Origin of the sequence: Nocardioides sp. NBC_00163, assembly GCF_045206295.1 — a bacterium.
Taxonomy (GTDB): domain Bacteria; phylum Actinomycetota; class Actinomycetes; order Propionibacteriales; family Nocardioidaceae; genus Nocardioides.
Genome location: NZ_CP108155.1, coordinates 2,711,143 through 2,724,524 on the forward strand (window position 1 = coordinate 2,711,143; position 13,382 = coordinate 2,724,524).

General features: G+C 69.3%; 11 protein-coding genes. 2 read left to right on the forward strand and 9 right to left on the reverse strand.

The window, feature by feature from the left end:
- Positions 1–6: 6 nt before the first annotated feature.
- The 3 genes from OG801_RS13060 to OG801_RS13070 all read right to left on the reverse strand — a co-directional run bounded on the left by OG801_RS13060 (position 7) and on the right by OG801_RS13070 (position 2,943).
- A complete protein-coding gene (locus OG801_RS13060; RefSeq protein WP_355017526.1) occupies positions 7–504 on the reverse strand; it encodes a PGPGW domain-containing protein in 498 nt (165 codons plus the stop codon).
- Positions 505–560: 56 nt separating this feature from the next.
- Positions 561–935 (reverse strand): DUF805 domain-containing protein, encoded by a 375-nt coding sequence (locus tag OG801_RS13065; protein ID WP_160026448.1) that lies wholly within the window; start codon positions 933–935, stop codon positions 561–563.
- Between the two features lie 166 nt (positions 936–1,101).
- Positions 1,102–2,943 (reverse strand): phosphoenolpyruvate carboxykinase (GTP), encoded by a 1,842-nt coding sequence (locus tag OG801_RS13070; RefSeq protein WP_406036025.1) that lies wholly within the window; start codon positions 2,941–2,943, stop codon positions 1,102–1,104.
- 332 nt (positions 2,944–3,275) lie between these two features.
- On the opposite strand from OG801_RS13070, the gene OG801_RS13075 reads away from it, so the two are divergent.
- Positions 3,276–3,737: a hypothetical protein gene (locus OG801_RS13075; RefSeq protein ID WP_406036026.1), complete on the forward strand. Its 462-nt coding sequence runs from the start codon at positions 3,276–3,278 to the stop codon at positions 3,735–3,737.
- A gap of 49 nt (positions 3,738–3,786) precedes the next feature.
- Entirely contained in the window at positions 3,787–4,935 is a 1,149-nt protein-coding gene (gene argJ, locus OG801_RS13080) for a bifunctional glutamate N-acetyltransferase/amino-acid acetyltransferase ArgJ (protein WP_406036027.1), read from the forward strand.
- Positions 4,936–4,953: 18 nt separating this feature from the next.
- Here the strand turns inward: argJ and OG801_RS13085 are convergent, their stop codons facing one another.
- The 6 genes from OG801_RS13085 to OG801_RS13110 are packed head-to-tail and all read right to left on the reverse strand — an operon-like array spanning position 4,954 to position 13,252.
- Positions 4,954–5,628, reverse strand: a complete 675-nt coding sequence (locus OG801_RS13085) for a sirohydrochlorin chelatase (protein WP_406036028.1) — start codon at positions 5,626–5,628, stop codon at positions 4,954–4,956.
- Positions 5,625–6,725, reverse strand: coding sequence for a uroporphyrinogen-III synthase (locus OG801_RS13090; protein WP_355017521.1), 1,101 nt, complete (start codon positions 6,723–6,725; stop codon positions 5,625–5,627). Before OG801_RS13090 ends, OG801_RS13085 begins: the two co-directional genes overlap by 4 nt.
- Positions 6,726–6,781: 56 nt before the next feature.
- Positions 6,782–7,132, reverse strand: a complete 351-nt coding sequence (gene nirD / locus OG801_RS13095; protein WP_406036029.1) for a nitrite reductase small subunit NirD — start codon at positions 7,130–7,132, stop codon at positions 6,782–6,784.
- On the reverse strand, positions 7,129–9,756 hold the full coding sequence (gene nirB, locus OG801_RS13100; RefSeq protein ID WP_406036030.1) for a nitrite reductase large subunit NirB: 2,628 nt from the start codon (positions 9,754–9,756) through the stop codon (positions 7,129–7,131). Before nirB ends, nirD begins: the two co-directional genes overlap by 4 nt.
- Complete coding sequence (locus OG801_RS13105; RefSeq protein ID WP_355017519.1) at positions 9,753–11,201, reverse strand: FAD-dependent oxidoreductase; 1,449 nt, start codon at positions 11,199–11,201, stop codon at positions 9,753–9,755. The genes nirB and OG801_RS13105 overlap by 4 nt, the downstream gene beginning before the upstream one ends.
- Positions 11,198–13,252, reverse strand: a complete 2,055-nt coding sequence (locus tag OG801_RS13110; protein ID WP_406036031.1) for a molybdopterin oxidoreductase family protein — start codon at positions 13,250–13,252, stop codon at positions 11,198–11,200. The genes OG801_RS13105 and OG801_RS13110 overlap by 4 nt, the downstream gene beginning before the upstream one ends.
- Between the last annotated feature and the right edge of the window lie 130 nt (positions 13,253–13,382).

Genomic DNA, 13,382 nt, shown 5'->3' on the forward strand with positions numbered 1-13,382 from the left:
CCCGGCCTACGCGACCTTGTTCATCTCACCGGTGTGCTCGATGTCCTCGTCGAGCTGGTGGCGAGCTTCGGGGTGGCCGTGGAAGCGGTGGTAGGAGTAGCCCAGGATGGCGAGGGCGATGATGCACGACCCCAACAGCGTGACGCCGGTCCACGCGCCACCGAGCAGCCAGAAGGTTGCCTCGAGGGGCCACCAGTGTGGCGCGGGCGGGCTGATCAGGAAGATGACGCCGACAGCACCGATGGAGAGCGCCCCCAGCGTCGAGGCCACGATGCGCGGCCAGGTCTCGACGCCCTCGGCGACACCGCGCATGGCGCGGAGGCGGACCGGCTCGACATAGCGGCGAGCCCAGGCGTACTGGCGGGAGAGCACGGCCAGCCCCCCGAAGAGCATCAACAGCCCAGGCCCCGGCAACACCATCGCGGCGATACCGGCGACCACGAGCAGCCACCCAACGGTCTCGTAGGCGAGCCGCTTCGCTGCGGCTCCTGCGAGGGACTTCATGCCAATAGCCTGCCATTCGGGGACAACCCCGAGAACCACTAGGGGAATTTTACGCCTCATGCGGCCAGGTCGTACTTGACACCCTCAGGGCTCGGGAAGGTCAACCAGAGAACCGCGAGGACGATGTCACCGATCACAGGTACGACCAGGATCAGCTGCCACCACCCCGAACGGTTGATGTCGTGCAGCCGCCGCGCACCGAGCGCGATGGTCGGCACGAACGCCACCAGCCCGTAGAGACCGATCACGAGGCTCACCACCTCGTCTCGCGCCAGTACGAGGACGATGAGCATCAGAAGGTTCACGAGCATCGGCCAGAGCAGCTCGGTGCGGCTGGCGCGACCCGAGAATGTCGCGTACTTCTTCCAGAACCGCGCGTACGCCTCGGTGATCGAGGCCGCACGAAGCGGCTGGCTCAAGGGGATCGTCACGGGCAGGAACCTTAGGTGGAGGACATCGGCTGCGTAAATGTCTGGCCGGGCATCTGTTCCAGATGCGAACAAAGTTCATCTTCCCGTAGGAAACGAACGCAGACGGAAACAACAGGGGCGGCGTACGGAAAGAAGTTCCGTACGCCGCCCCAGGCTGTGGTCTCGATCAGGCCTGAGCGGCCTCGTCGATCGCGGCTGCGACGCGCTTGTGCGCCTCCCAGATCTCCTCCGGCAGCTTGAACTGCTTGAGGTGCTCCTCGCGGAAGCCCATCTCCTGCTTCCAGCGGTTCAGGTCCAGGGAGAGGATCCGGTCGAGGTCCCTCTGCGGCAGGTCGAGGCCGCGCAGGTCGAGCTCGTCCTCGGTCGGGATGACGCCGACGGGGCTCTGCTGGCCCTTGACCTCACCCTTCTTGAACTGCAGCAGCCACAGCAGCGCGCGCACGTTCTCGCGGTAGCCGGGCCACAGGAAGTGACCGTCCTCGGAGTCACGCTGGAACCAGTTGACGTGGGCGAAGACCGGCTTGTCGGTGGCCTCACCGATGATCTTGAGCCAGTGGCGGGCGTAGTCGCCCTCCTCGTAGGCGAGGAACGGACGCATCGACATCGGGTCGTAGCGCAGCACGCCCTCGAGGCCGTCGGCCGCGGCGGTCGCCTCGGCACCCAGGGTGAGGCCGTCGTAGACGCCCTCAGCCACATCGGTGATCGCGCGGATCAGCGGCTCGCGGTCACGGGTGCGGCCACCGAAGATGATCGCGTCGACCGGCACGCCGGCCGGGCTGTCGAAGTCGGGGGCCGCGTTGGGGACCTGCGAGATCGGCGCCGTGAAGCGGGAGTTGGGGTGGGCCCAGGGGTCGCCCAGCTCGTCGTCGATCCGGTCGGCGATGCGCTCGCCCTTCCAGTCGATCCAGCCGTCGAGGTCGTCCGGGTGGTGCTTGGTGAGCCCCTCCCACCAGACCTCCTGGGTCTTCTCGTTGTAGGCGACGTTCGTGAAGATCGCGCCCGAGCCCGGCAGGATCGCCTGAACGGCGCCCGGGTTGGTCTTCTCGTTGGTGTCCTTGGCGACGCCGAAGACGCCGTTCTCCGGGTTGAAGGCGTAGAGCTTGCCGTCCTCGCCGACCCAGATCCAGGCGATGTCGTCGCCGTAGAAGGTGACCTCGTAACGCTCACCGAGGGCGTCGGGCGAGAGCGTCATCGAGAGGTTGGTCTTGCCGGAGGCGGACGGGAAGCCACCGACGACGTGGAAGTCCTCGCCGGTCTCCTTGTCCTTGATGCCCAGCAGCAGGAACTGCTCGGCCAGGAACTTGCCGGAGGCGCGGCCGTCGTAGCAGGCCTGGCGCAGGCCGTGGGCGATCTTGCCCAGCAGCGCGTTGCCGCCGTAGGAGGAGCCGAAGTGGAGGATCGTACGCTGGTCGGCGACCGTCGCGAACAGACGCTGGTCCTTGTCGGTCCCCTGCCCGAGGTTGGGCAGGTCACCGGTCACGTGCACCGCACGGACGAAGGAGCTCGGGTCGGCGAGGTTGTTGATGTAGTCGATGCCGACGCGCGCCATCCGGATCATCTGCTGCACGACCGGGCGGCTGTCGGTGAGCTCGACACCCGCGGCGTACGCCTCCAGGGGCGAGCCGGCCGGAGCCATCAGGTAGGGGATGACGTACATCGTCTTGCCCGCCGAGGCGCCGGTCATCCGCTCGGTGAGCGTCTTGACGGTCTCCTCGGCCGGCTTCCAGTTGTTGTAGACGCCCTTGTCCTCCGGGTTGGAGGTGGCGACCACGGTGCGCTCCTCGGAGCGCGCGGTGTCCTTGCTGTAGGAACGGCTGTAGTAGCGACCGCCCGTCACCGGGAGAAGCTCACCCGCTGCCAGCGACTCCTGGAGGAGCCGCTCGTCGTCGGCTGCGCTGACAACCTCGATCTGCTCGGCTCCGGTCACCCCTGCCCAGTAGGAGACGTACTCCCGCACATGAGGATTCGTCAGCCCCGCCTCATCGAGGACCTTGTCCACGTCAACCATTCCGACACCCTTCAAAAGTTTCGCCGATTGCAGGCACGTTACCCCAGTTGAAGAGGCCTCCAACCGGGGTACCGTGCACCAGAGTGGGTCATCGATCACGGGCCTGGACAATTGATCGATCCAACTGCAGGCGATGTTCCGATAGCCGGTCCTGAGACCCTTGTGACCCCCATGTTTAAGTGAGAAACGCCTCATTTCGGCGGGAGGTCCGTAATGTGGATGTGACGCCGATGTCGCATGGTGACACGGATTACATCTAAGGTTTCGCGAGTGATCCCCCAACACACTGACGTTGAATTGTTTCAATTCGTGAGCGGTCCAGAGGTCGCCTGATGGACCTCATTCTCGGGACCTTCGCCGCCTCCTTCGCCGGAGGACTCTTCCCCGTCATCAACTTCGAGACCTACCTCGCGGTGGCCGCCTCGAACCTGACCTTCTCCGCCCTGGTGCTCGCTCTGGTCGCGGGAGTCGGCCAGACGAGCTCCAAGGTCGTCTGGTACTACGCCGGCCACGGCACCACCTCGCTCCCCATCGTCCGCAAGAAGATGTCCTGCGAGAAGTGGCAGAAGCGGATGGAGAAGTGGGAGCGGCGTACGCAGGGCCGACCCGCCTACGCCGGCGGGCTGCTCGCGGTCGCCGCACTCAGCGGGCTTCCGCCGCTGGCGATCCTGGCGGTGGTCTACGGCACCCTCAAGGCCAACCTGATGCTCTTCGTCGCGATCACGTTCGTGGGCCGCGTACTTCGGTCCTGGATGATCCTGGAAGCCGCCGCGTTCGCGTGGTTGCGGACATAGGACCCGAGACGCGCTGACCCGGAGATCGGGCAGAGCCTAGGCTGTCAGCATGCCTCAACCAGCCGGATTCGTCGGAGTCACCGCCAACCTCGGACTCAAGGAGGGCGCTGACGACTTCGCCGTCGTCGCCGCCCCCTCGGGCCCGGTCACGAGCGCAGCGGTCTTCACCCGATCCCGCTTCGCCGGCGCCTCGGTGCTGCTCTCCCGAGCCTCGGACGTCTCCGCGTTCCGCGGGGTGGTGACCATCTCGAAGAACGCCAACGTCGCGACCGGTCCGACGGGCGAGGCCAACGCCCTGGAGGTACGCCGCCTGGCGGCCGAGGTCGTCGGCGTCCGTCCCGAGGAGCTGCTGGTTGCCTCGACAGGCGTGATCGGCGTGCAGTACCCGATGGACGTCCTCACGCCCGCGCTCGAGAAGCTCGCCGGGACTGCCGGCGACGCCGACTTCGACGCCGCCGCGGCCGCGATCATGACGACCGACACGATCGCCAAGATCGAGGCCCGGACCGTCGGTGACGCGACGATCACCGGGATCGCGAAGGGCGTCGGGATGCTCGAGCCCGACATGGCCACGATGCTGACCTACTTCTTCACCGACGCCGCGGTGCCCGCCACCGAGCTCGACGCGGCCTTCCGCCGGGTCGTCGACCGCACCTACAACGCCGTCTCGATCGACACCGACACCTCGACCTCGGACACCGCCGCGATCTTCGCCTCCGGCACGGCCGGGGCGGTCGACCTGGTCGAGTTCGAGGCCGCGCTCTACGACGCGGCGCTGGCGCTGGTGAAGAAGATCGCCTCCGACGGGGAGGGCGCCTCCAAGCTGATCACGGTCTCGGTCAGCGGCGCCCGCGACGCCGACCAGGCCAAGCGGGTCGGCAAGGCCATCGTCAACTCGCCCCTGGTCAAGACGGCCGTCCACGGCGCCGACCCCAACTGGGGCCGCGTCGCGATGGCCATCGGCAAGCTCCGCGAGGAGACCGACATCTCCCCCGAGAACGTACGCATCGCCTTCGGCGGCACCGAGACCTACCCCGCCCAGGTCTCGGCAAATCTATTGGCAGATTTGTCGACTTATCTGTCTGGCGATGAAGTCTCGATCGAGGTCGACCTCGGCATCGCCAACGGCGAGTTCACCGTCTACGGCTGCGACCTCACCGACGGCTACATCCGCATCAACGCCGACTACACGACCTGAGCCACCCTCGACCAGCGGTTAGCCGGCCTGCGCGGAGCGCTCCTCCGCGAGGAGCACCGCAGCGCGGCGTACGACCAGCTCGATCACGTCGGGGTGCGGGCCGATGACGTCGGCGACGATCTCGGCACCCGCGGCCGAGGCGCGCGAGCGGACCAGGTCGGAGAAGAAGCCGGGCGCGAGCAGGTAGGGCGAGACAGCGTCGCCGGGGCGTACGACCTGGTCGACGGGCGGGGCGCCGGAGCCGGAGACGGTGGCGACCCTGACCGGACCACCCCAGGCCTTCTCCAGCATCAGACCGGCCGCCGCGATGTCGGCGCGGGCCGAGGGGTCGTTGGAGCCGGCGGCGACCAGGACGACGGGCTGGCCGGGAACCGCGCCGGCGGCGACCAGCCGGGAGACCTGCGCGGAGGCGAGCAGCGGGTCCGGTCCGAGCGCGCGGCCCATCGCCACCGGCAGCCCCTCGGCGGCCTGCGGCAGGTCGACCTTGATGTGGTAGCCGGTCGAGAGCAGCAGCGGGACCACGACCGACGGCTGGCCGTCGGCCAGGGCGTCGGTGAGCAGCGGCTCGCAGAGCTCGACGTACGCAGCCTTCGACTCCATCCCCAGCACGCGACCGGCCCGCTTGGCGATGATCGAGGCGACCGCGTTGCCGAGCAGCTGCCGGGTGCCGTGGGCGACGACGACGAGCCTCATGAGCCCACCGCCAGCCGGTAGCCGCGCTTCACGACGGTCTGGATGGTCTTGGTGCCGAGCGCCGAGCGGAGCCGGGCGACCGCCATCTCGACCGCGTGCTCGGAGCCGGCGGTGCCGGAGGGGAGCATGGCGAGCAGGGCCTGCCGGGAGACGACGATGCCGGGGTTGGCGACGAGAGCACCCAGAACGGCGGCGGGCGCCGGCGAGAGCTTGACCTCGGCGCCGTCGAGGATCACCGCGTCGCCGTGGAGCAGCAGCTGGTGACCGCCGGCGAGCTCGATGAGCAGGCCCTCGCGGCGCAGCGGCAGCTCGGTCTGGAGCATCTTGACCATGGCCGCGGTGCGGGAGCGGTCGGGGATCATGGTGGGTACGCCCCACATCTCGAAGGCTGCGGCGGTCACCGGACCGACGCAGGCCGCGACCACATCGGCCTGGAACGCCGCCACGACCTCGTCGCGCAGGCCCACCGACCCGGCGGCCTGCATGAACGCGGCCACGGCCGGCGCGGAGGTGAAGGTGACCGCGTCAAGCTCGCCGTCGGTCAACGTCTCGACCAGCCGGAACATCGGTTCGGGGTCCGCTGCCGACTCGACCCGGTAGACGACCACGTTGATGACCTCGGCACCCTGCCGGGTCAGCGCGTGCGCGACCATCGACAGCGACTGCCCGTGCTCCTGCACCACGATCCGCTTGCCGGTCAGGTCGCGGCCGCGCAGATGCTCCAGGACGTCGTCGAACTCCTCCGACTCCGGTGCCCACAGCTCTCGCAGCCCGCGCCGTCGGATCGCACCGACCGACTTCGGTCCGCGGGCCAGGATCTCGGCGCCGCCGAGCGTCTCCAGGAGCCGGTCGAGCAGGCCCCACTCCTCTGCGGCGTCGAACCACGTGCGGGTCCCGATGCCGGTCGTGGCCAGGAACATGTCGATCTTCTGGCCGATGATCTGCTCGGTCACCACACGCAGCGCGCCGGCGTCGACCCGGTTGGGGTCGACGGAGAGCGCGGGCGCCCAGACCACCTGGGCTCCCCGCCTCTCGAGCAGGTTGATCTGCTCCTCGGCCTTCCGCGCCGCGGTCACGCCGACGCGGAAGCCGCTCAACGCGCCACTGTCCACATCGGAATCGTAGGTCCCCTGGGTCATTTGTGCCGCGTTCGTCATCGCCGGGCGCCGACCCGGATCTCTCCGTCGACGACGTCGACCTCGTAGGTCGCGACCGACACAGACGGATCGTCGAGGCACTGGCCGCTCTCCAGCGAGAACGGCTGCTTGAGCAGCGGCGAGGCCACGAACGGCACCTCACCACGCGTCCCGACGATCCCGCGGGCGAGCACCGAGGCGTGACCGTACGGGTCGAAGTTCGACAGCACGAAGACACGGTCGTCGAGGGTTCGGAAGACGGCGACGGCCTCCCCGCGCACCAGCGCGGCGATGCCCGTCTCCGGGTCGATGTCGTCGAGGCGACAGACGGCGATGTACGTCACGGGCTGAGTCTGGGTCTCGGTCATCGCGACTCCTCCATGGTGGGCATTCCGACAGGGATCGAGGAACCGAGCGAGACCGGGCCGACGGCGGCCGGCTCCTCGCCGACCTCCGGGACGATCTGGCCGCGGGCGGACCCGAAGGAGATGTTGGGGTCGGGGATGTCGGGGGCGTTGACGAAGGAGACGAACCGGCGCAGCTTCTCCGGATCCTCGAGCGTGGCCTTCCACTCGTCGAAGTACGTCTCGGTGTGGCGCGCCATCGCGGCCTCGAGCTCGGTGCCCAGGCCGAGGACGTCGTCGACCACGACCTCGCGCACCCGGTCCAGGCCGCCGTCGAGGGAGTCGATCCAGGTCGAGGTGCGCTGGAGGCGGTCGGCGGTGCGTACGTAGTACATGAGGAAGCGGTCGAGGTAGCTGACCAGCTCCTCGGTGCTCAGGTCACCGGCGAGCAGTTGCGCGTGGGCCGGGATGGCGCCACCGTTGCCCCCGACGTACAGGTTCCAGCCCTTCTCGGTGGCGATGACGCCGAAGTCCTTGCCGCGGGCCTCCGCGCACTCGCGGGCGCACCCGGAGACGCCACCCTTGAGCTTGTGCGGCGAGCGCAGCCCGCGGTAGCGGGTCTCCAGCATGATCGCGAGGCCGACGGAGTCCTGGACGCCGTAGCGGCACCAGGTCGAGCCGACGCAGGACTTCACGGTCCGCAGGGACTTCCCGTACGCGTGGCCCGACTCGAACCCGGCGTCGACCAGGCGCTTCCAGATCGCGGGGAGGTCCTCCATCCGAGCGCCGAACATGTCGATGCGCTGGCCGCCGGTGATCTTGGTGTAGAGCCCGAAGTCCTTGGCCACCTCACCGATCACGATCAGGCCCTCGGGAGTGATCTCGCCGCCGGGGATGCGCGGGACGACCGAGTAGGAGCCGTTCTTCTGGAGATTGGCCAGGTATGCGTCGTTGGTGTCTTGGAGCTTGCGATTCTCCTTGGCCAGCACGTGCCCGTTGAGCTGGCTCGCCAGGATGCTCGCGACGGCGGGCTTGCACAGGTCGCAGCCGCGCCCGGTGCCGTGGGCCTCGATGATCTGGTCGAAGGTCTTGTAGCCGTGGATCAGGACCACGTCGAAGAGCTCGGCGCGGGTCATCTTGAAGTGCTCGCACAGGCTCGTGTCGACGGTCTTGCCCTGGGCGGTGAAGTAGTCCTCGACGATCTTCTTCACCTGCACCTTGCAGGAACCACAGGTCGACCCGGCCTTGGTCTCCTTGGTGACGTCCGCCGCGCTCTCGCAGCCGTTGTCGACGGCCGCCTCGATCTCACCGCGGGTGACGTTGTTGCACGAACAGACTTGCGCCTCCAGCGGAAGCTGGATGCCTCCCCCACCGCCACTGGACTGGGGGAGGATCAGCTCCTCCGGGTTCTCCGGAAGGACCATGCCCGAGGCGACCATCGGCCGGAGCAGCCCGTAGGCGCTCGCGTCGCCGACCAGCACGCCGCCGAGCAGGCGGGTGCCGTCCTCGCTGATCACGAGCTTCTTGTAGACACCGGCCACGGCGTCGGAGTAGGTGAGCTCGAGGCACTCGTCGGTGGTGCCGTGCGCGTCACCGAAGCTCGCGACGTCGACACCGAGCAGCTTGAGCTTCGTCGACATGTCGGCACCGGTGAACGTGCCGGCGCCGCCGAGCAGCGCGTCGGCGACGACCTCGGCCATGTCGTAGCCGGGGGCCACCAGGCCGTACATCCTGCCGCCGGGCGCGGCGCACTCGCCGACCGCCCACACGTGCGGGTCGGAGGATCGGCACTGCTCGTCGACCAGCACACCGCCGCGCTCGGCCAGGTCCAGGCCGGCGGCGCGGGCGAGCGCATCGCGCGGCCGGATGCCGGCCGAGAAGACGATCATGTCGACCGGCAGCGGCTCCTCGACGTCCTTGAACTTCAGCGCGCTGACCTTGCCGTCGACCTCGCCGGACTCGTCCTCGTCGAGGACCGAGATATCGGTGATCGAGCTTGTCGAGATCGACTCGGTCATCACACCGGTGTGCACGGTGAGGCCAAGCTTCTCGATGTGACGCTTGAGCGTGTTGCCGCCGGCGTCGTCGACCTGCACGGCCATCAGCCGCGGCGCGAGCTCGACCACGTGGGTCTTGACGCCGAGCTGGTGCAGCGCGTTGGCGGCCTCCAGCCCGAGCAGGCCACCGCCGATCACGGCACCAGCCTTCGCGGTCTTCGCGGCCTCGCGGATCGCCTCGAGGTCCTCGATCGTGCGGTAGACGAAGACGTTCCCGAGCTCCGAACCCGGCACCGGCGGCACGAACGGCGCCGCTCCGGTGGCGAGCACCAGCTCGTCGTACGCCATCTCCTCGCCGTCGGCGAGCATCACCGTCTGGGCTGCGGGGTCGATCTCGACGACGCTCGTGCTGGTGCGCAGGGTGACCCGCGGGTCCTCGTAGACACCGGAGGGCAGGAAGGAGAGTGCCTCGGCGCCGACCTCGAAGAAGCTGGTGAGGGCGACCCGGTCGTACGCCGGGCGCGGCTCCTCACCGAAGACCACGATGTCGTGGGTCTCGGTGAGACCACGCTCGATCGCCGCGGTCACGAAGCGGTGACCGACCATGCCGTGGCCGACGACGACGACCTTCTTGCGGAGGTGAGGGCTCATGACGTAGTTCCTTCCATACTGAGCTGCGTTGCATTGAGCTGAGTGCCGCTGGGCCGGCTGGCCAGGAGCTGACGTACGGTCGGCGCGCAGCCGCCGCATCCGGTGGTGGCACGGGTGGTGTCGCGTACGTCCTCGAGGGACCGGCACGCCCGGATCCGGCCGGCACTGACACCGGCGCAGGCGCACACCTCCGCGTCGTCGGGGAGCTCCGGACGCGGACTGTTGGACGGCTCGGGCAGCAGCAGCTGGCCCGCCTCGTGCTCGCCGAGCACCGTCTGCCGGTCGAAGGCCTGGGTGATCAGGCCGACCCGGCTCAGGTCACCGACGAGGGCGCCGGCGACGATTCGGCCGTCGCGTACGACCAGCTTGCGGTGGGTGCCCTTGACCGGGTTGGCGATCTCGACGACCTCGCCCGTCTCGTTCTGGGGCTCGCCGAGGACGCAGACGTCGAGGTCGGTGGCGCGCAGCCGGGCGACGACGCGGTGTCCCTGATAGGTCGCGGGGCCGCCTGCCAGGACGTCGGCGAGAACCCCGGCCTGCTCCCATGCCGGCGAGACGAAGCCGGTCACGGTCGCGTTGTGCTCGGCACAGTCGCCGATCGCGTAGACGTCCGGGTCGTCGACGCTGCGCAGCTGGTCGTCGACGACGATGCCGCGGTTGACGGTGAGCTCGGCGCGGCGGGCGAGGTTGGCGCGCGGCCGGCCACCGGCGGTGAGCACCACCAGGTCGGTCTCGAGGGTGTAGCCGTTGTCGAGCTTGAGCCCCTCGTCGGTCAGCCTGGTCGCGCGGGCGCCGAGGTAGACCTGGGTGCCGAGCTTGGCCATCGACCGCTTGAGCACCTTGCCGGCCGACGCGTCGACCTGGCTGCTGAGCAGGTGATCGCGGCCCTCGACGATCTCGGTCTCGATGCCGCGGACCGCCAGGGCGCGGGCGACCTGGAGGCCGAGCAGACCACCGCCGACGATCACCGCGCTGCGCGGGTGGTCGTGAAGGCTCTGTCGGTTGAGGAGGGCCAGCAGCCGCGCGCAGTCGTCGAGGCTGCGGAACGCCTGCACCCGCGGGTCCAGCGAGCCGTCCATCCGCACCACACCGCGGATCGGCGGCAGGCTCGGGATGGCCCCGGTAGCCAGCACGACGGCGTCGTACGGAACCCTCGTCCGGTCGGCGAGCTCGACCTCGTGGCGGTCACGGTGGATGTCGACGACGAGGCTGTCCAGGCGGAGGTCGACTCCCCTGTCGGCGTACCACTGCTTCTCGCGCAGCGCGAGCGCCCCGGGACGGTGGGTGCCCTCAAGCACGGCGGAGAGAAGGATCCGGTTGTACGGCGCGTGCTGCTCCTCCGCGAGCACGGTCGTCTGCGGGCCGAGGCCGCGCGCGACCAGTCCCTCGACCAGCCGCGCCGCGGCCATGCCGCCACCGATGATGACAATGCGCTTCTCGCTCATGCCGTCACCGCCGCGGCGCAGACCTTGAACTCCGGCATCCGGCTCGACGGGTCGAGGGCGTCGTTGGTGAGCTTGTTGGCGCCGACCCAGTGGAACGGTACGAAGACCGTGTCCGGGCGGATCGTGGTCACGATCCGCGCGGGCGCCTTCATCTCGCCGCGCGGGGTGCGTACGACGACCGGGTCGCCGTCGTGGGCGCCGACCCGGTCGGCCAGCAGCGGGTGGAGCTCGACGAAGGCGCCCTCGTCGGGAAGGTCCTTGATCCGCCGGGTCTGGGCACCGGACTGGTACTGCGCGAGCACCCGGCCGGTGGTCAGGTGGAGCGGGTAGTCGGCGCTCGGCTGCTCGGCCGGGCCACGGTGGGCGACGTCGACGAAGCGGGCACGGCCGTCGGCGTGGAAGAAGGAGTCGGCGAAGAGGCGCGGGGTGCCCTCGCCCAGAGATCCAGCAGAGCCTTCGGCGCAGGGCCAGAAGACGCCGTCCTCCTCGCGGATGCGGTCGTAGGTGATGCCGCTGTAGTCGGCCTTGCCGCCCTTCGAGGCCGCGCGGAGCTCTTCGAAGATCTCCTCGGGATCGGTCGACCAGGTCGAGGCGGCACCGAGGCGGGTGGCGAGACCGGTGATGATGTCGAGGTCGTTCCTGACCCCGTCGGGGGCGCTGATCGCCTGGTTGCGCAGGATCACCCGGCCCTCGAGGTTGGTCATGGTGCCGGTCTCCTCGGCCCACTGGGTCACCGGCAGGACCACGTCCGCCAGCGCGGCGGTGTCGCTCATCACCATGTCGGCGACGACCAGCAGGTCGAGATCTGCCAGTCGCGAAGTGATGTGGGTGGCGTTGGGGGCGGAGACGACGATGTTGGAGCCGAAGACGATGAGGCTCTTGGGGCCCTCGGGGGTGCCGAGCGCGTCGAGGAGCTCGTACGCGGAGCGGCCCTTGCCGGGGAGGGTCTCGGGGTCGATGCCCCAGACCGCGGCGACGTGCGCCCGGGCGGCGGGGTCGTCGATCATCCGGTAGCCGGGAAGCTGGTCGGCCTTCTGGCCGTGCTCGCGGCCACCCTGGCCGTTGCCCTGACCGGTCAGGCAGCCGTAGCCGGCGTACGCCTTTCCGGGCATGCCGAGCGCGAGCGCCACGTTGAGCCAGGCCAGGACGGTGGCGGTGCCCTGGGCGTGCTGCTCGGCGCCGCGCGCGGTCAGGACCATCACCTTCCCCGCACCGGCGAGCAGGTCGGCGAGCTCGCGCAGCTGCGCGGCCTCGACCCCACTGACCCGCTCGACCATCTCCGGCCACCAGGCGGCCACGGAGCGGCGTACGTCCTCGAAGCCCGTGGTCCGCTCGGCGATGTAGTCCTCGTCGACCGCGCCGGCGGCGTCGAGGAGGTGGAGGACGCCGAGCGCGAGGGGCAGGTCGGTGCCGGGTACCGGCTGGAGGAAGAGGTCGGCGCGCTCGCCGGTCGGGGTCAGCCGCGGGTCGATGACGACGACCTTGCCGCCGTTCTCACGCAGCCGGTCGAGGTGGCGGGCCGCCGGCGGCATCGTCTCGGCGAGGTTGGAGCCGACGAGCACACAGACGTCGGTCTTCTCGATGTCGGCCAGCGGGAACGGCAGGCCGCGGTCGACGCCGAAGGCCTGGTTGCCGGCCGAGGCCGCCGAGGACATGCACCAACGGCCGTTGTAGTCGATCTGGGAGGTGCCGAGGGCGACCCGGGCGAACTTGCCGAGCTGGTACGCCTTCTCGTTGGTCAGGCCGCCGCCACCGAAGACGGCATTGGCGTCGGCGCCGTGGGTCTCCCGCAGGTCGGCGACCTTGGAGGCGACCAGGTCGAGGGCCTCGTCCCAGGTCGCCGCGCTCCACTCCCCCGTCGCCCGGTCGCGCACCATCGGCGTGGTGAGCCGCTCGCGGCTCCCGCGCAGCCCCGCCGCAGTCCACCCCTTGCGGCACAACGCACCCTCGTTCACCGGGAACGATCTCTCACTGACCTCGAGGCGGGGCCCTTTGCGTGAAAGGGTCATCCCGCACTGCAAACTGCAGTAAGGACAGTGGGTGTCGGTCACGCGTACTCACACCGTTTCGGGTCGGGGACTGGCGACCTCTACATTCCGGTGTCAAGGTTTCGCGCTGATCCGCTCTCCGTACCCCTTCCGTCAACTTCCGCTCACCGCCTCACAACCCACCGAGGCGTCA

What these genes read in the sequence shown, in the direction of transcription:
- OG801_RS13075 (WP_406036026.1), top strand. Translation starts at nt 3,276, where the DNA reads ATGGACCTCATTCTCGGGACCTTCGCCGCCTCCTTCGCCGGAGGACTC.
- OG801_RS13070 (WP_406036025.1), bottom strand. Translation starts at nt 2,943, where the DNA reads ATGGTTGACGTGGACAAGGTCCTCGATGAGGCGGGGCTGACGAATCCT.
- nirD (WP_406036029.1), bottom strand. Translation starts at nt 7,132, where the DNA reads ATGACCGAGACCCAGACTCAGCCCGTGACGTACATCGCCGTCTGTCGC.
- OG801_RS13085 (WP_406036028.1), bottom strand. Translation starts at nt 5,628, where the DNA reads ATGAGGCTCGTCGTCGTCGCCCACGGCACCCGGCAGCTGCTCGGCAAC.
- argJ (WP_406036027.1), top strand. Translation starts at nt 3,787, where the DNA reads ATGCCTCAACCAGCCGGATTCGTCGGAGTCACCGCCAACCTCGGACTC.
- OG801_RS13060 (WP_355017526.1), bottom strand. Translation starts at nt 504, where the DNA reads ATGAAGTCCCTCGCAGGAGCCGCAGCGAAGCGGCTCGCCTACGAGACC.
- nirB (WP_406036030.1), bottom strand. Translation starts at nt 9,756, where the DNA reads ATGAGCCCTCACCTCCGCAAGAAGGTCGTCGTCGTCGGCCACGGCATG.
- OG801_RS13105 (WP_355017519.1), bottom strand. Translation starts at nt 11,201, where the DNA reads ATGAGCGAGAAGCGCATTGTCATCATCGGTGGCGGCATGGCCGCGGCG.